The organism is Fictibacillus nanhaiensis (assembly GCF_036213205.1).
Lineage (GTDB): Bacteria > Bacillota > Bacilli > Bacillales > Fictibacillaceae > Fictibacillus > Fictibacillus nanhaiensis_E.
On record NZ_JARMFC010000014.1, the window covers coordinates 26,474 to 43,216 of the forward strand.

A 16,743-nucleotide genomic window follows, 5' to 3' on the forward strand; every position below is an offset into this window, starting at 1 on the left:
AGAAGTTTTAGTTAAGAAGACAAAGGAGTTAGTTATGGAGAATTGGTTAATCAATATTATGAACGAATTTGGATATTGGGGGATTCTATTGTTAATCGCTTTAGAAAACGTTTTTCCTCCAATCCCATCTGAAATCATCTTAACCTTTGGAGGGTTCATGACGAACTCTTCAGATTTAAATATAGTAGGAGTTATTTTAGCTGCAACAGTGGGTTCTGTTTTAGGAGCAGTGATTCTATATGGGGTAGGACTGCAGTTAGATGTTGAACGTATGGAAAAGATCATAGATAGGTGGGGACATATTCTTCGATTAACGAAAAAGGATATTCATAAAGCAGATGCATGGTTTGATAAATATGGCCCATGGACGGTATTCTTTTGCCGTTTCATTCCGTTGATCCGAAGCTTAATCTCTATTCCGGCAGGCATGTCCAATATGAATTTTGGTTTGTTCCTTGTTCTTACAACGTTCGGAACGCTAATCTGGAACATCGCTCTCGTTAATTTGGGTGCGTATTTTGGAGCTTCATGGGAAGTGATTGTAGGATATATGGACGTTTACTCCAAAATCATCTATGCTGTTTTGGCGTTACTCTTTATATCTGTTGTCATTCTTTATGTACGAAAGCGCAGACGAAATAGCTAACTTTACTCTAAAAAACATAATTGGACGTTTTGAAGAATCTCCTAGTAATAGGGGATTCTTTTTTTGGAGGTGAAAAAGATGTGGAGTAGGCTGTTTTCAATGATATCGAATTCTTCAAGGGGGATAGGTTTGCGAATAAAGGAAACGAAAGTGACCTTTACAGATGAGAATAATATGTATACGAAAGAACGGGAAGCTCTGCATCACAAAATTATGGCTACACTCATTAAACAATCAAAAATGGATAGCCTTCAACCTCCTGTTGCCTTCTTAGTTGGGGGAGGAAGTGCATCAGGCAAAACATCTTTGTGTGAAACGATTGTGAAACAAGACTTAAAAAAGAAAAAGAGAAAGCTGATCACAATAGATCCGGATGAAATTAAGAAGCTTATCCCTGAATATCAAGCATTTCAAAAAACATTTCCTAGCTCAGCGGCCGCACTTGTGCATAAGGAATCAGTGGATATCTCCGAAAAATTAGTAAACACAATGATTGAATCAGAAAGGTCGTTCCTGTTAGAGGGGACGATGGCCAAAACAGGTAAATATGTTTCCCTAGTGAACAGATTACAAAAAAGAAGTTATAAAGTTGTCGTGTATATAGTCGATGTGCCCCTTCAAGTTGCAATCGAGAGAGAAGCAATCAGGGCTAAAAAAACAGGACGTTCTATACCTAGACATGTTATTGAACATACACATCAGCATATTCCAAAAACTTTTTTAGCTATTAAAGAGGATGTGAATTTTTTTGAGGGATATGACAATCAATATGGTTTAAAACTTTTTATTTCTAACCATTTTATTGATGAAAAAAGATATAAAGAATTTTTGAGGAAGAGCATTATTAGAGTGGAGTAATGGTATCAAGACAGCGTTCGTATTCGTCAATCCATATTCTTTTGGATTGATAGAAGATAGAAAATGCCCAGTAGAGTGCTGTTTCATGGGTATGACTGTTGGAGATTGAATGAGTCTTCAAGTATTTTTGAATGAAGTGATAGGCTTGCTTTTCTTTCATTGTACTTATTTTCATAAGGCTTTTGGCGATCTCAGATAGGAACAAATCATAATCATGATTTGTATGTTCCGGACTTGACATCCATTTTTTTGGTGGAAGTTTGATAATCATCGGACTTGATAAACAATGTAGAGCCTTTCTATTATGAAACGAGAGTTGTTCTTTAAATGGAGATGCTTTTATTTCACCTGTACTGTTAAAGTGTCCACTCCAAACAGGACCGTATACAAAGTCATAGTCATGTTTCATTCCTTTACGAGAATTTTTAACAAAGTCCTTCCAAGCCTCCTTATTAAATGACCACTTCTCATCGTGTGGTAAAGGGAAAATCCTACCCTGTAATCTTTGCAGGGAATGCAAATCCGCTGTGAATGCTAAATAAGCGGGAATATTTGTGTCAGGGTGATTTAAATAATCTGACTCAGTAAGGTTTAATAGGTCTAGTATACGGGGGGAAAGCTGCTTGTTCTTCGCTCTAAAATAAGACCATGATTTTGCCTGTGCTCTGTTGAAGGTTACGTAAAAGCCTTGACCAAAATCAGTTCTCAATCTTTGTGCTTCTAACCAGATACCGTTTTGTTGGATGAGCTTAGCGGCAAATAATGTAGTACCATGATAAACCGTACGATATCCATCGTTTGAAAGCAAAGTAATCTCCTCCTTATACATGTAATATGTAAAATAGAATAGAAGGTTACTTGTAGAATGTTGATTATTAAACAATTGTTTAAAACACTCTTGTCGGGGTGTTTTTTGTTAAATATTACAATATAGTGAATAACTCTTTGAATGCATTCTAATTTATGTAAAAAAATGTATAATATAATTAGAACGAACGTTCAATTTAAGAAAGGAAAAATTTCATTGAATAAAAGAAGATACAACAGTGAAACAGCAAAACAAGAAATCATGGAAAAAGCCTTTTTACTCTTTTCACAAAAAGGTTACACACAAACATCTGTCTCTGATATCTCAAAAGCTTCTGGTTATAGCAAAGGACACATCTATTATCATTTTGAGAATAAAGAAAAGTTGTTTGTGTTATTAGCTCAACAGACAATGAAGGAGTGGTATATCAAGTGGATGAACAAAGATAATGAATTTACTTGTGCAGCTGAGAAACTTTATGGAATGGCTATGCATGTTCTTTATCATTACCAAACTCCGTTATTAAAAGGGGGGCAAGAACTTGCTTCAAACCCTGAATCAAGTCCTGAATCTGTTAAGCAGTTATATGAATTAGCCGTTATTCCTATGGGTGCATATCGTGCAATTCTCGTTCAAGGGATAGAAGAAGGAGAATTTAAGAAAGGCAACGTAGAAGAATGGACGGTATTGATCGGCACATGGCTTGGTGGACTATGTCAACTTACCAATACTCAAGATCCTTATAGCTTAGAGCCACTTTTCAAAAAAGCTGTTAGCATGTTTTTAGAGTCCATTCAAAAATAAGGAGGAAATGTTATGAGAATCGGATTGATCTGTGACAGTCTGACAGAAGGACGACCTGGTGTTTCTTTCCTTCACCTCTTACAAGAACAGTATCCCCAAATGAAGTTTGTGAACATGGGAAAACCGGGCGAGTCTGTTAAAAGTTTGCAACGCCGTCTAGCTAAAACAAAACTAGAAAACTTTGATCTTATTTTCCTTTGGATTGGAGTTAATGACGTTTATTCAAAACTACTCAGTGTTCAAGCACAGCCTATTGCAAAAGATCATGAAGAGTTTAGAGATTACTATCAAAAAGTATTAGAGTGCGTTTCATCTTCCTCAAAAAGTGTAATCACTGTCACCCCAGCAATAGTCGGTGAGAACATGAATAATGTTCCAAACAAAGAACTTAAGCAATTAAATACTCTCATCACATCCATCACGAACAAATATGGAAATGCTACCACACTAAATCTACATTCCGTTTTTGAACAACACCTGTCTACAGTAAATAGTTCCGATTACATCAGCACAAAAGTATTAAGAGTTATGAAAGATGTCCTTTTTTATAAAAAACCTTCAAGGATCGATAAGTTGTCAAAGAAACGTGGATTGCACCTGACACTAGATGGTATTCATTTGAACAGTATAGGAGCTCAAATTGTTGTAGATGAATATGCCAAAATGATCGATCAACATCAATCTACCCATAAGAACGCCATACAGTAAACATGGATTAAAGAGAATAAAATAGAGGCGGTTAAACTAATGGATAAACGGAAGGTTGCAATTGTAACAGGTGGAGCATCAGGAATCGGTCATGCACTTTGTAAGGAGCTCGTCGCACAACATGTTTTTGTTATCATCATGGACATAAATAATGAGTTAGGCAGACAAGTTGAAGAGGAGTTAAACAGAGAGTCTATAAATGCAAGATTTCAATATTTAAATGTAACTGATTTAGAAAGTGTAGAGAATAGAATCAAGGAGGTATTCTGGGAGTTTGGAAGGTTAGACTATCTTTTTAATAATGCTGGCATCGCGATGTATGGTGAATTGTTTGATACAACGCTAGATGACTGGAAAAAAATTTTGGATATAAACCTTTGGGGAGTCATCTATGGAACAAACGTCGGTTATCGATTAATGAAACAGCAAGGATTTGGTCACATTGTAAACACGGCTTCAGCAGCAGGGCTTGGTCCTTCTCCCGTCTCTGCAGCTTACGGAACGACTAAACATGCAGTTGTTGGATTAACAACTTCTCTTCATTATGAGGCAGAAGAATTTGGTATTAAGGTAAGCACACTTTGCCCAACGTTTGTGGATACACCCATTTTTGAAAAAGCAAAAGCTATTCAAATAAATAAAGATCTGATCATGGAACAATTAAAAAAACAAAAGATGATGACTCCAGAAAAACTAGCAAAAATTACATTAGACGGTATACATAAAAACAAACCTATAATATGCCCAATGCCATTGAGAAGAACGATGGACATTTTCTTCACATTATTTCCTTTAGCACATAGAGCATTAATGAGGTTGATTTGCAGAGTAAGCAGAAAAGCAAGGCCAACTTAAAACGTACTTAAAGTGAACTGCTAATTCTTAAGAGCAGTTCACTTTTGTTATTTAACCATAAATCATTCGTTATAATACAAGTACTATACCTTTTGGAGGAGTCACCGTGAAAACCATTTTGATCGTAGAGGACGAGCCGAAGCTATTGGAGGTTGTTTCTTCTTATCTAAAGAAGGAAGGGTTTAACACTCTAGAAGCCCTAACTGCTAAGGAAGCTTTGAAGCATATAAATAATAACACTGTGGATTTTTTGATCCTTGATCTTATGCTGCCAGATATGAGCGGAGAAGCACTCTGTCAGAGAATAAGGCAGACACTTACATTGCCCATTTTGATGTTGACCGCCAAGGTGAGTGAAGAAGAACGAATTAACGGATTAACATTAGGTGCTGATGATTATATGGTGAAACCTTTTAGCCCGCGAGAACTTGTATTACGAGTTAAAACGATCCTGCGCCGTTCAGTAGTAGAAGGTTTGCTGGCTGAGCAGATTACATATAACGGGGGAGAACTTAAAGTAGATGCTCATAAACAACAAGTATATGTACAGGGAAATTCCGTAAATCTAACCCCTAATGAATACAAGCTATTGATAACATTTGCGAGACATCCAAATCGTGTTTTTTCAAGAGAGGAATTAGTGGAGAAGATATTAGGTTTTGATTTTGATGGTGACACCAGGACCATAGATCAACACGTGAAAAATTTAAGGTCTAAACTCGAGACAGATTCTAAGAACCCACGATATATCGTTACAGTGTTTGGGGTTGGATATAAGTTTACTGGAGGCAGTCATGCTTAGAGGCCTGCATGCAAGGCTGACACTCATTTTTATTTTGGCTGCGTCATCGATCCTCATCATTGCCGGTCTTATCATCATGTATGAAGTTCATTATCACTTTGCGATGTTTCAAAGAGATGTACCTGAATTTCAAAGTATAAAGCCTTTAACCCATCACTTTGAAAAGGCTTTGTTAAGTTCAGTTCTTTGGACGTCGATCGGAGCTATTCTTTTAGTCTGTATCATTAGTTATTTTGTTGCGAAGAACTTATCAAAACCTATGGTAGAGATGAGAAAGGCGGCAGAAAAGATGGCTAAGGGAGAGCTTCAAGTCAGAGTGAAGGCACTTGGAGATGATGAGCTCAATGACCTTGGTAATTCTTTAAATCAGCTTGCACATAAACTACAATTACAGGAAATCTACCGTAAGAATATGACTTCAGATATTGCACATGAGCTAAGAACACCTTTAGCGACGATAAAAAGTCATTTAGAGGCATTTGAAGATGGTGTTTTTAAGCCTACTACAGCTCGCATACAGTCATTAAAAGGTGAAATTGATCGACTAATTTTAATCGTGCAAGATCTTGAGTATTTAACAGCCATGGAGGCACCTGAGTTCACATTAAATAAAAAAGCCCAACAATTAAACCATATCATCATAAAAAGTATAGATGCATTTTCGGGAGCATTTGTTCAAAAGGGCATCACACTAACAAGTGAACTGGCAGAGAACGTTGTAATAAATGTAGATGCAAAACGAATTAGCCAAGTGTTCATAAATCTGTTTAGCAATGCTTTAAGGTATACACAAAGAGGAGGGGAAGTGGTGGTTCACTCTTATGTCGATAACGAATCAGTTATTATTTCGATACGAGATACCGGAATCGGCATTTCTGAAGAAGAGATTAAACAAGTGTTTGAACGCTTTTATCGTGGAGAAAAATCAAGAAACAGGGAACATGGCGGAAGCGGAATAGGTTTGACGATTGTAAAAAGAATCGTTGAAGCTCACGATGGACAGATTTGGATAAATGAGGAGTACAAGCAAGGTACTGAGGTGAAAATAAAATTTTTCAGATAAGGAAGCCGGCGTGATTTGGGACGCCGGCTGTTTTTCGATATTCATGCGTGCTTTTGTCGAAAAGCCTATAAACTTATTTGAAGGACTATAAATGGAGATTTCGGGCTTATAATTGCAGATTAAGGGTCTATAAAATATTTCTAAGGCCCATAAATCCAAATAAAGGGCCCATAAAAAATTATTTGTCCTTAGATAGCTCACTTTCTGTCACCCATTTGTGGTTCTTAATACGTTCTCCCCCTGTTGTAGGCGTATAGTCGACCATATAGACGGTAGTTTGTTCTGCAGAATCTATTGTAGCTTTTGCGCCTTTCATACCTTTCATATGATCTGTCTCAAGGACAACTTCTGTTCCTGGAATGAGTGGTTTATCACCCGAATTTTTAATCTCTTCGTGAATAACCCACTTATGATCATTTACTTTTTTTCCGCCAGTTGTAGGTGTGTAACTTACTGTATAAACAGTCGTATCGTATGCACCTGCGATTGTAGCTTCTGCACCGTTCATACCTTTCATATGATCCGCATTGATCACTGCTTTATCTCCAACTTTAAATGTTGGAGTTTCTGCCTTCTTAAGCCCTTCAGGTACTTCACCAGAACCTGAATGATTCATTTCTCCGTGATCTGCATGACCTTGACTATCTTCTTTCTTTTTTGTGGTCTCATCGTTTCCGCATGCTGTAAGAGCGAGTGTGAATGAAAGCAACAGCATGACAAACAGTTTGTTTTTTGTCATTAATAAATCCTCCTTTTCGGACTAGTGTTAGTATTCTTCTTCAAGAGAAGTTTATGAATATATGACTAGCATAAGGGACAATTATGTAGAAGTTGTGAAGAGAACTACAAGAAAATAAAAAAGAAACTGCTGGGCTCAATTAGAACTCAGGCAGTTTCGTTAAACAAACGTTTAATTCATTATAAGAATGACATCAGCAAACCACCAAGAGCACCTGTGACAACAATCACCCACGGAGGAAGCTTCCAATATACCAACATGCTGAACAATACAGCTGCAAACGCAAAGTCGATTGGTTTTATAATCGTACTTGTCCAAATAGGCTGATAGAAAGCAGATATTAAAATTCCAACCACAGCAGCGTTTACTCCCATTAAAGCACCTTTGATTTTAGCGTTCTGTCTAAGCATGTTCCAAAAGGGAAGAGAGCCTAAAATTAATAGAAAAGCAGGCAAGAAGATTGCGGCTGTTGCTAGTAATCCACCTTGCCATCCGTTCATTACAGCTCCAATATAGGCTGCAAACGTGAACAGAGGACCCGGTACGGCTTGTGCTGCTCCGTAACCAGCCAAAAATGCTTCTTCACTAATCCAGCCTGTCGGCACAAATTCTCGCTCAAGTAACGGAAGAACCACATGTCCGCCCCCAAATACAAGCGATCCTGAGCGATAGAAGCTATCAAAAATCGCGATCCAGCTGTTAGAAGTCGCATCTCTTAAGAACGGCAACAGGAGAAGTAACGCAAAGAATAAACTCAAACAGATTACAGCAAACTTTTTAGAGATAGGAAATTCATATTTTGTTTCATCGTTATCTGTTTGGTCCCTGTATAATAAGAATCCTAACAAACCTGCTAATAGGATGACACCTACCTGAGAGAAAGCGGTGTGCCACATTAGCGTTCCAATTAGTGCTAGCAATGCGATGGTTTTCCTTTTTACATCCGGTGTTAGCTTTTCAGCCATCCCTAGAATTGCGTGTGCCACAACGGCAACGGCGACAAGCTTTAATCCATGAATCCAGCTTAGATCAGTAACATTTAACCCTTGAAGGATAAGTGCAAAAACAATAAGCGCGATCACGGAAGGGAAGGTAAACCCGATAAAGGATGCTATTCCTCCAAGTACGCCTCCTCGCATAACACCAATCCCGATGCCCACTTGACTACTAGCAGGACCAGGGAGAAACTGACATAGAGCTACAAGGTCTGCGTAGCTTTTTTCATCCATCCATTTGCGCTTTCTTACGTATTCTTCATGAAAATAACCTAAATGTGCAATTGGTCCACCAAAAGAAGTGAGACCTAGCCTCGTTGAAACAATCAGAATTTCTATTAGTGTTTTAAGTAAACTTTTGTTTTGTGTCATTTATGATCACCTACTCTTTAATTTCTTTAAACAGTTCATAAGCTTTTGCTCTTGCTTCAGTTAAGATTTTCTGTCCTTTTTCAGTTGCGGTGTAGTACTTTCTAATCTTTCCATCCACATTTTTCTCTTCTCTTATTAAAAGACCATCGGCTTCCATAGAATGAAGAATGGGGTACAGTGTACCAGTGCTGATGTTGTAACCATGTTCTTTAAGCTCTTCTAGCATCCATACCCCATAGATCGGATGATCAAGTGCGTGATGCAGAATGTGTATGTGAATAAATCCTAGAAACAATTTACGCAGTACCTTATCTTCCAAAGTTGAAAGCACCCCTCACATTTAATGATATCGGTATTCAATATCGGATTTCGATATCAAATTAACATGTTTAGCTTATCCTAACAACCCTCTATAAATAAGCTTTACAAAATCTTAATAATTCTCCCAATCGTTATTATTTTAATAATTTCACAGTTTAGGCATTTACTGTTTTTTTAATGTTACAATTGTTGAAAGAGGTGTAACTCGATATAAAAGGTGAGATGGAGTGAAAAAAAGTGAAATCTACATTAACGGTTGCTCATTACTTAAATGAAAACGCTGAATATTTGGCTAATAAAATCGTTGATGAAATTGTATCCAAATTCGGTTTTCAAGTAAGTAAGGAAGATATTGAACAAGCTAGACAAATGTATGTAGAATTCTTAACGTTTTTAAGTGACTCGATCGATTGTGATGAAGGATCTATCCCTGAAGAGTTATTGAATTGGAGCAGACAGAACGGTGAGAGGTCTGCCGCTAAACATCATCGAATCTCAGAAATATTAATTCGATATCCTGATACTCGGATGGTGTTCGCTGATTTCATTCTCCAGATTAGTTTAGATCACGAACTTTCAACAGAGGATGTTGTTTTAATCCTGAAGCGGGTTCATCACATGTTAGATGTAAGTATTAATGAAACCGTTCTTGCCTTTGAGCGAAAGTCAGAGGAAATCTTAGAGAAAACTAGATCAGAACTCCGAGAGCTTTCTACACCAGTAGTCCCTATTGAAAATGGACTAGCTGTACTACCCTTGATTGGTTCGATCGACGCTGACCGTACAGAACACCTCATGAATTTTGTGCTTCCAAAGATTCCAGAACTTCAAGTTGAATGCTTGATCATGGACTTTTCAGGAATCGTAGCAATGGATACTGAGGTAGCGAATCATATCTTCAATGTGTACCGAGTTCTAGGTTTACTTGGTATTGAAGTTCTAGTAACAGGTTTACGTCCAGAACTTGCTATAAGTGCAGTGTCAGAAGGAATCGACTTCTCTTCTATAAAAACGTTCGCGAATGTTAAACAGGCGATCGAGAGCGTAAAGCAAACAACCTAGCATCAACACATGCTAGGTTATTTTTTATACTTCTGACTTCCTGAGTGAACGATTTGAACAGCTACTTTTACTGAGTCCAATGAGTCGCGTTCTAAAGCATACTTTTTAACAAGTGACGGTGATTTTCGATAAGTAGAGCGGGTTAAATTATATAGATCACTTTTAATGGATAGACCGTTTGCGTACGTTTCTTTAATATCTTTTTTCATCAATTCCACAATTTGTTTCTCCAGTTCTTTACGTGGTACAACATTTAAATTTTCATCTATTTTGGCTTTGGCTTGAACTTCTATTGTGTATTTAAGTTCACTTTTGACAGGCTCTTTAAGCTTAATTTTATATCCTTTTATTTCAATCTCTACTACGGTATTGCCTGCTGTAACCTCAAGCTTGTTTTCTTTTTCGCGTTTCGATAACCATTCTAAACCACGAAGTTTTTCATAGCTAAGTTTTCCTTTTGCTTGCATGTCTTCTATCACATAGCCGCCACCTGTAATAGGGAAAGTAGGTTTCTCTTTATCTTCTAACCATTTTCCTTTAACTAATTTTATATTGGGAATGATGGTGGATCCGAATGGTTCATTTCCATCTCTTAACAGCATCTGCATAGATAGCGGGTTAACTGCATGGTTACGTTGCAGCATCTTATCGGGATGAAACAGTACCTTATAAGTAGGTGCTTGCTTAAAAAGAGATTTGGCAACTAAAACTTTGTGTATTTCTTCGGATGTGCCAAAGATCCAAGATGTAAATCGGATCAGTGGATCATGAGCGAGGTGGGAAATGACCTCATCTAACTTCTCTTTTATAACTCTTTCGCTTAACAAAATTACTTGTACATGCCCGTAGTAAAGAGGAAATTGGGAGGATTTCTCTAGCTTTCTAAAAGCCATAGTGAGTGTCTCACCTTCTGCAACTCCTACTAGTACGGGAGAATCAGCGGTCTGAGCGCCTCCTCCTTCTTGTTTAGCAATCGATGAAAAAATGGCTGATTCGGTATACACAATATACTTTCCATCTTTATAATCCACGCCTAAAGCTTCGATATAGAGCTGCTCGTTAATTCCAGATGCTCCCCAACAGCCTGTTAGCAAAAAACATAGAATAGAAATACTGAAAAAAAATTTCACATTAGCTCTCATTATTATCACCTTGACGTGTGGAGTCATTCGGATGCAGGTACGACGATCTCTTCTTCATGAGAGGGAAGGGTGCTTTTAAAAATGATTTGAACGTATCAGCTGCATTCATTGAAGCAAGAGATTCGATATAAGGATAGTCAAATGAGCGCAAGGATCCTACTAGTAAAAATATGCTGAGCATGCTGATAAAAAAGCCAAAGAGACCGAACATGGCACACATGAGTAAGGTGTAAATTCTCAAAAAAAGAAGATTTCCACTAAGTGATTGGTTTACGAATGTATAACTTGCAATCATGGTTATGGCTACTACAACAAGGGTGGTTGGTGACGTTAATCCTGCTCGGATGGCAGCATCACCAACGATTAAACCACCTAGAACTGCTACCGTCTGACCAACTGCTCTCGGCAGTCTTGCACCAGCTTCTTTAAATAGTTCAAAAAGCACTACCATAATTATCATTTCAAGTGGCAATGATAACGGTAACCCAGTTCGAGAAAGGGTTAATGTCGCAAGGAGCGGGTAGGGAAGCTGATCTGGGTGGAATGTAGTCAAGGCTACCCATAGCCCAGGTAATGTAACGGTGGTAAACAGTCCTGTGAAGCGTAAAAATCGTTCAAACGAAACCATGTAAAAACTGGCATGAGCATCTTCAGGTGATTTTAGAGTTATAGCTAGAGAAGCTGGACCAATGAGCACAGTAGGCGAGCCATCAACAATGATAACAAACCGTCCTTGCAGTAACGATTGGACAGCAAAGTCAGGACGACCGGTGTTATCAAGTAATGGGAAGATTGAAAAAACACTATCAGCTAATGCTTCTTCTAGCTCACTGCTTGAAACAATTGCATCTACATCAATATTTGTAAGACGTTTATCAACTCGTTTGACAAGATCTGGATCGATAATATCATCTATAAAAAGTAAAGATACAGCAGTTTGGCTTCTTTTACCGATCGTGAAGGATTTGCTGTTGAGTGATGTTGTTTTTAGACGTTTGCGAATCAGGGCAAAATTTATTTCTAAGTCTTCAATAAAACCATCTCGTGCCCCGCGTATAGATATTTCCGTATTCGATTCTTCTGGTGTCCTACTCGGCTTTTTTGAAAGATTAATGGCATATAGAGTCTTGTTCTTTTCAGTAAGCAGTAACACTTGTCCTGAGAATAAACAATGCTCTATTTTCATTTTGTTTTCAGAATCGATATTGATTTCGTGGACTACAAAACGATTATTTAAAGAGCTTCGCATTGTATCATCGTCTTTTTCAACAATTTCATTCAAGAAAGGAAGTAGCGTTTTTTCTAACAAATCAGTATCTATAAGTCCTTTGCAAAAAACTAGAGTGTAGGGATAAGGGACTTTTTCAGCAAATAAATTCTTTTTAACTAAGACGTCTGTTAGGTGGTTGAACGAGTTAAGAAGTTCTTGGATATTTGTATTCTCTTTCCGATGCAGAAACTTCATCTAAAGACTCCTCATTTCTTAATTAAGACATAGATACAGATGATCGATACTAATGGTAAAATGACATACATCTGTATAGGGAAAAAGAAATCATACAAAAAATTGAAGATAGATATGTTTGAAATAGGAGCAAGTGTGTAGACGATTAATAAGATGTATAAAGAAGCTACCAGCCATGTTCTGTGCTTCTTAACTCCTGTAAGTTTTGCAACTAGAAAAATTAACAAGCTGACTCTGATAAAAGCACCTGAAATCCACTGGAAAATGGAAAGGAAGTCCATTCTTGTGATCTCTTTACTAATCGTTAATAGTTTCCATTGTTCAAACGCAGGATATCTTAATTTATTTGCTTCATAAGGGCCAAATTCTGCAATAGCTGCCATCGTTGGCCCTATCATGAGTCCAACCAAGATAAACTCTACAATAAAAACATGCTTCCATTTCAATGTTTTTTTTGTATGCTGAACCAGAAATAAGAGTGTGCACAACTCTGTTAATCCGGACAGTACATAAACACAGCCATTTAATACCGGAGACCAACCGTGTTCTGTGATCGGTAACAGCATAGAATAATCTTTATGCTGTATATTTCCAAACGCAATAAATAATCCAAAAGATACAACTAACGGTAAGGCAATCATCGCCACAATACTTAATTCTTGTAAACCTTTATTGGTTCCAAAAAAACAAAGAACTCCTAAAAGCAAACCCAAAGCTAGTGAAGGGGTATCCATTAAATAATTTGTTTGTGTCCAAGTAATGGTATCTCTAAACGTTATGCCTGCATTGAAAAAAAAGTAAATAATGAAAACTCCACTAAGCAGATAGTAAGGAATAGGACCTAGTCGTATTTTTAAGTAATCTAAAAAGTTCTGGTTTCCCAATTTTTTTAAAACTGAACCAATCAGCAGAATAAAAACGATGTAAGGGAGTACAGATAGCATAATACTTACCCAAGCATCTCTTCCTGAAGCTGATAGAATTACGGGAATGATCAGAACATGATTGATTAGGCCGGATGATAGGATAATAAGAAAATATATATGTAAAGGCGAAATACCAGATTGAATTCTCATTTGTTCCTCCGGTTCCTTAAATATGAGTTAGTATGACGTAATTTCAAAGTCATTATTCTAAAGTTTTTATGATGAAGCTATTTATCCTTTCTACCAAAAATATAAAATAAACATACAAAAAAAATCAAAAGTGATTTCCACTTTTGACTTTTCGCTACTTCGTCTTATCTTTTATATATCGTATGAATCCTTCGCGGTGACCAGCGTGATCTATAATTTTTTGAACATAATAGGGATCCTTCAATAATCCATTCTTTTTATCCACATCAATCCATCTAGCTGTCTCTGGTTGGATCGTCAATTCTTTATACCAATCCTGTTTCTCTAGAGCAGCCCAAAGTGGTCGAATATCTGGAGCCTTCATCTTTAAAACATGTTTTTGAAAAACTTCGATAAAGAAGCCTCCAGTTAATAAACATAGCAATAAAAATAGTAGCATCTTTACCTAAACCTCCACCTTGTTTAACATATCAGAAGAAATCTCGAAAAAATAGTACGCGTATTTGCGTACTATTTTCGATCGCTATGTTTTTCGATAATTTTCTTTAGTTCAGACCAATTTGTTAAGCGAGGCATGTCCAAATGTTTGTTGTAATTCTGATGTCTAACATATAGCTGAACAGGCTCTTCGGTTAGAGTATTTAAGACATTTGGTTTATCATCAAAGTAAAAGTCAAGCTTCAAATCTTTGATCGTATGAATTTTTTCCTCATCTTTCATCCCACAGAAAAAGCGTCCTTCTTGAACAGGAAATCCAGCATTCTCGACCCATTTTTTCGTTTCCTCACAATGCTTAGCAGGCCTTGCTGTAATGTAATAAATTTCATGCCCTTCTTTATCGAGTTCTTGTAGTACTTCAATCGCATCTGGATAAGCAGGACAATCTGTGAAATAGATCTCTTCCATAGAATCAATCCACATCTGATTTCCTTCTTTTGTTGATAATCCAAACGGTTCATGAATCTCAAGCGTTTCAATCGTGTCAAAAACATCGATCGGTACATCTTGTTTTAACTTTCTATTGTAGATATGAAAAGCATGTTGTCGAAGATTAATCAATGTATCATCAATGTCAAAACCAAATCTCATTTATATATACCTCTTATTCGTATTTAGGATAACTTGTAAACTTAAAGTCAGGTCCAATTTGTGTAATTGTAAGGTCTTGTAGCTGGATGGCATCAGACATCTTCTCGATGCCAGTCCCACCAAAAAATGAAGGTGAATGCTGTCCGCCGATTAATTTAGGTGCGATATAGAAAACAGCTTTATCAACAAGCTTGTTTTCTAAAAAAGCTGCGTTAATCGTACCTCCACCTTCGATCAAAAGGGAAGAGATCAGATTACTTCCTAGCGTTTTTAAAACTTCGAGTGGGTCTACTCGTGATTCACCAGTAATAAACACTTTTACACCGTGAGCTTCAAGTTGTAGCTTTTTTTGCTTGTTGTATTTTTCGGTAGTGAATACCCAGGTCTCAGCTTGATTGTCTGTTACCACTTTAGCTTCCAAAGGGATCTTAAGCGTCGAATCCATAATCACTCGAAGTGGGTTTCGTCCGTTTGGGATTCTAGTTGTTAGTTCAGGATCATCATGAATAACTGTATTAACGCCTACGAGTATTGCACGATTCTCATTTCGCAACTTATGAACATCTTCACGTGCTTCTGGTGAGGTGATCCATTTACTGTTGTTCGTATGGCTTGCAATTTTTCCATCAAGTGTGATGCCTGATTTTAAAGTTACAAAAGGAATTCTTTGAACGATAAACTTGTTGAATACTTCATTCATCTTTTCTGACTCTTTTTGAAGCACTCCAGTCTCCACTTCAATTCCAGCATCTTTTAAAATCTGAACGCCTTTTCCAGCGACAAGAGGGTTCGGATCTAATGCAGCGATTACTACTTTTTTAATTCCTGCTTCTACGATCGCTACAGCACAAGGTCCCGTTCTTCCATGGTGAGAGCAGGGCTCTAGTGTAACATAAATCGTACCGCCTTTCGCCTTCTCTCCAGCCATTCGAATAGCGTGAACTTCTGCATGTGGTTCCCCAGCTTTCAAATGAGAACCTACTCCAACAATTTCGTTATGATTAACAATAACAGACCCAACTAACGGGTTAGGGTCTGTTTGGCCTTTCATCGCCTTAGCATTGCTTAGAGCTAGCTGCATATAAAATTCATGACTACTCATTCGTGAATACTCCTTCATCTAGGTGGCCAGATCGTTTAATCTTTGTTTGCAAATACTTCTCGTTGTATTCAGACACATCACCCCAGATTGGAGCTCGTGCTGTAACAGAAAGGCCAGCCTGATAGAGTGCTTCTAATTTTTTCGGATTGTTTGTAATAAGTGTAACAGGCTTTGAACGTAATGCTTTTAATACCTCGATGGCATCTTCATAATTTCTAGAATCATCAACAAATCCAAGACTTTCATTAGCCTCTACTGTATCTTGTCCACTTTCTTGGAGAAGATAAGCCATTGCTTTACTAAATAGACCGATTCCACGACCTTCATGATTTGCCAGATAAAAGAGTGCACCTGTACCATGTTCTACAATCATTTTCATCGACTGCTTCAGCTGATAACCACAGTCACATCGCTTGCTGCCAAAAATATCACCTGTGTGACAAATCGAGTGCATTCGAATAAGAGCTTCATCATTGTACGCAAAGTCACCATAAACTAAAACACTGGATTGCTGATATTCGGCCAAGTTGGCAGAGGAAAGCTTGTCGATCACTTCTTCAAAGTCTTCGGTCTGCTCACAGCCTTCAAGCCAGCAGTACCAATTGAAAACAACAGTTTCTCCATATAGATTAACAGGTAGACGGATGGGACCAACTAAATAGATTGCACCCTCGTCTTTTTTAATAAGTTGTATTTTATCTTCAAGTATGGAAAGAACTTTTTGTTTTAAGTTTTTACTTTGTAACATACTTATACCCCTTTTGTCGTTCATACGTATTTTGTCGGTTACTTCGGTGAATATGTTTATTTTATACTAGATAATTCGATTGAAAGAA

General features: G+C 37.4%; 19 protein-coding genes. 8 read left to right on the forward strand and 11 right to left on the reverse strand.

From position 1 onward, the window contains the following. Positions 1-34 precede the first annotated feature (34 nt). Together P4V41_RS14180 and P4V41_RS14185 are read left to right on the forward strand one after the other, a co-directional pair. Positions 35-646, forward strand: a complete 612-nt coding sequence (locus P4V41_RS14180; protein ID WP_328085699.1) for a DedA family protein — start codon at positions 35-37, stop codon at positions 644-646. 129 nt (positions 647-775) lie between these two features. Beyond that, the gene (locus P4V41_RS14185; protein WP_328085700.1) at positions 776-1,504 is read left to right on the forward strand and encodes a zeta toxin family protein; all 729 of its coding nucleotides are present in this window, start codon (positions 776-778) and stop codon (positions 1,502-1,504) included. On the opposite strand, the gene P4V41_RS14190 is transcribed toward P4V41_RS14185, so the two are convergent. Then, the gene (locus tag P4V41_RS14190) at positions 1,491-2,312 is read right to left on the reverse strand and encodes a DUF3990 domain-containing protein (RefSeq protein WP_328085701.1); all 822 of its coding nucleotides are present in this window, start codon (positions 2,310-2,312) and stop codon (positions 1,491-1,493) included. The two genes, P4V41_RS14185 and P4V41_RS14190, sit on opposite strands and share 14 nt — an antisense overlap. Positions 2,313-2,528: 216 nt before the next feature. Here P4V41_RS14190 and P4V41_RS14195 point away from each other — a divergent pair, with 216 nt between their 5' ends. The 5 genes from P4V41_RS14195 (at position 2,529) to P4V41_RS14215 (ending at position 6,544) form a co-directional block, all read left to right on the forward strand. After that, positions 2,529-3,116, forward strand: a complete 588-nt coding sequence (locus tag P4V41_RS14195; RefSeq protein ID WP_328085702.1) for a TetR/AcrR family transcriptional regulator — start codon at positions 2,529-2,531, stop codon at positions 3,114-3,116. A gap of 12 nt (positions 3,117-3,128) precedes the next feature. After that, the gene (locus P4V41_RS14200; protein ID WP_328085703.1) at positions 3,129-3,824 is read left to right on the forward strand and encodes an SGNH/GDSL hydrolase family protein; all 696 of its coding nucleotides are present in this window, start codon (positions 3,129-3,131) and stop codon (positions 3,822-3,824) included. Positions 3,825-3,863: 39 nt separating this feature from the next. Next, positions 3,864-4,679, forward strand: coding sequence for an SDR family oxidoreductase (locus P4V41_RS14205; protein ID WP_328085704.1), 816 nt, complete (start codon positions 3,864-3,866; stop codon positions 4,677-4,679). A 106-nt stretch (positions 4,680-4,785) separates the two neighbouring features. After that, the gene (locus tag P4V41_RS14210; protein ID WP_328085705.1) at positions 4,786-5,481 is read left to right on the forward strand and encodes a response regulator transcription factor; all 696 of its coding nucleotides are present in this window, start codon (positions 4,786-4,788) and stop codon (positions 5,479-5,481) included. Next, positions 5,474-6,544 carry a HAMP domain-containing sensor histidine kinase gene (locus P4V41_RS14215; RefSeq protein WP_328085706.1) on the forward strand — a complete coding sequence of 357 codons (1,071 nt, stop codon included), beginning with the start codon at positions 5,474-5,476 and terminating at the stop codon, positions 6,542-6,544. Before P4V41_RS14210 ends, P4V41_RS14215 begins: the two co-directional genes overlap by 8 nt. A 178-nt stretch (positions 6,545-6,722) precedes the next feature. Here the strand turns inward: P4V41_RS14215 and P4V41_RS14220 are convergent, their stop codons facing one another. The 3 genes from P4V41_RS14220 to P4V41_RS14230 form a co-directional block, all read right to left on the reverse strand. Then, on the reverse strand, positions 6,723-7,283 hold the full coding sequence (locus P4V41_RS14220) for a YdhK family protein (protein WP_328085707.1): 561 nt from the start codon (positions 7,281-7,283) through the stop codon (positions 6,723-6,725). A 179-nt stretch (positions 7,284-7,462) separates the two neighbouring features. Beyond that, complete coding sequence (locus P4V41_RS14225; protein WP_328085708.1) at positions 7,463-8,650, reverse strand: chromate transporter; 1,188 nt, start codon at positions 8,648-8,650, stop codon at positions 7,463-7,465. Positions 8,651-8,660: 10 nt separating this feature from the next. Further along, positions 8,661-8,969, reverse strand: a complete 309-nt coding sequence (locus tag P4V41_RS14230; protein WP_328085709.1) for a PadR family transcriptional regulator — start codon at positions 8,967-8,969, stop codon at positions 8,661-8,663. A 239-nt stretch (positions 8,970-9,208) separates the two neighbouring features. Between P4V41_RS14230 and P4V41_RS14235 the strand changes: the two genes are divergently transcribed. Further along, the gene (locus P4V41_RS14235; protein WP_328085710.1) at positions 9,209-10,033 is read left to right on the forward strand and encodes an STAS domain-containing protein; all 825 of its coding nucleotides are present in this window, start codon (positions 9,209-9,211) and stop codon (positions 10,031-10,033) included. 17 nt (positions 10,034-10,050) lie between these two features. On the opposite strand, the gene P4V41_RS14240 is transcribed toward P4V41_RS14235, so the two are convergent. From P4V41_RS14240 to P4V41_RS14270, 7 genes are all read right to left on the reverse strand, one after another. Beyond that, the gene (locus P4V41_RS14240; protein WP_328085711.1) at positions 10,051-11,175 is read right to left on the reverse strand and encodes a Ger(x)C family spore germination protein; all 1,125 of its coding nucleotides are present in this window, start codon (positions 11,173-11,175) and stop codon (positions 10,051-10,053) included. Beyond that, complete coding sequence (locus P4V41_RS14245) at positions 11,165-12,640, reverse strand: spore germination protein (protein WP_328085713.1); 1,476 nt, start codon at positions 12,638-12,640, stop codon at positions 11,165-11,167. Before P4V41_RS14245 ends, P4V41_RS14240 begins: the two co-directional genes overlap by 11 nt. 11 nt (positions 12,641-12,651) lie before the next feature. Then, positions 12,652-13,716 carry an endospore germination permease gene (locus P4V41_RS14250; protein ID WP_328085714.1) on the reverse strand — a complete coding sequence of 355 codons (1,065 nt, stop codon included), beginning with the start codon at positions 13,714-13,716 and terminating at the stop codon, positions 12,652-12,654. A gap of 154 nt (positions 13,717-13,870) precedes the next feature. Then, positions 13,871-14,155: a hypothetical protein gene (locus P4V41_RS14255; protein WP_328085715.1), complete on the reverse strand. Its 285-nt coding sequence runs from the start codon at positions 14,153-14,155 to the stop codon at positions 13,871-13,873. Between the two features lie 71 nt (positions 14,156-14,226). Continuing rightward, positions 14,227-14,805: a 5' nucleotidase, NT5C type gene (locus P4V41_RS14260; RefSeq protein WP_328085716.1), complete on the reverse strand. Its 579-nt coding sequence runs from the start codon at positions 14,803-14,805 to the stop codon at positions 14,227-14,229. 13 nt (positions 14,806-14,818) lie between these two features. Further along, complete coding sequence (gene ribD, locus P4V41_RS14265; RefSeq protein ID WP_328085718.1) at positions 14,819-15,907, reverse strand: bifunctional diaminohydroxyphosphoribosylaminopyrimidine deaminase/5-amino-6-(5-phosphoribosylamino)uracil reductase RibD; 1,089 nt, start codon at positions 15,905-15,907, stop codon at positions 14,819-14,821. Further along, a complete protein-coding gene (locus P4V41_RS14270) occupies positions 15,900-16,655 on the reverse strand; it encodes a GTP cyclohydrolase II (RefSeq protein WP_328085719.1) in 756 nt (251 codons plus the stop codon). Before P4V41_RS14270 ends, ribD begins: the two co-directional genes overlap by 8 nt. Positions 16,656-16,743 lie beyond the last annotated feature (88 nt).

Coding starts and splice junctions, on each gene's coding strand:
- P4V41_RS14180 (WP_328085699.1), top strand. CDS start 35: ATGGAGAATTGGTTAATCAATATTATGAACGAATTTGGATATTGGGGG.
- P4V41_RS14200 (WP_328085703.1), top strand. CDS start 3,129: ATGAGAATCGGATTGATCTGTGACAGTCTGACAGAAGGACGACCTGGT.
- P4V41_RS14205 (WP_328085704.1), top strand. CDS start 3,864: ATGGATAAACGGAAGGTTGCAATTGTAACAGGTGGAGCATCAGGAATC.
- P4V41_RS14215 (WP_328085706.1), top strand. CDS start 5,474: ATGCTTAGAGGCCTGCATGCAAGGCTGACACTCATTTTTATTTTGGCT.
- P4V41_RS14220 (WP_328085707.1), bottom strand. CDS start 7,283: ATGACAAAAAACAAACTGTTTGTCATGCTGTTGCTTTCATTCACACTC.
- P4V41_RS14225 (WP_328085708.1), bottom strand. CDS start 8,650: ATGACACAAAACAAAAGTTTACTTAAAACACTAATAGAAATTCTGATT.
- P4V41_RS14240 (WP_328085711.1), bottom strand. CDS start 11,175: ATGAGAGCTAATGTGAAATTTTTTTTCAGTATTTCTATTCTATGTTTT.
- P4V41_RS14245 (WP_328085713.1), bottom strand. CDS start 12,640: ATGAAGTTTCTGCATCGGAAAGAGAATACAAATATCCAAGAACTTCTT.
- P4V41_RS14250 (WP_328085714.1), bottom strand. CDS start 13,716: ATGAGAATTCAATCTGGTATTTCGCCTTTACATATATATTTTCTTATT.
- P4V41_RS14255 (WP_328085715.1), bottom strand. CDS start 14,155: ATGCTACTATTTTTATTGCTATGTTTATTAACTGGAGGCTTCTTTATC.
- P4V41_RS14260 (WP_328085716.1), bottom strand. CDS start 14,805: ATGAGATTTGGTTTTGACATTGATGATACATTGATTAATCTTCGACAA.
- ribD (WP_328085718.1), bottom strand. CDS start 15,907: ATGAGTAGTCATGAATTTTATATGCAGCTAGCTCTAAGCAATGCTAAG.
- P4V41_RS14270 (WP_328085719.1), bottom strand. CDS start 16,655: ATGTTACAAAGTAAAAACTTAAAACAAAAAGTTCTTTCCATACTTGAA.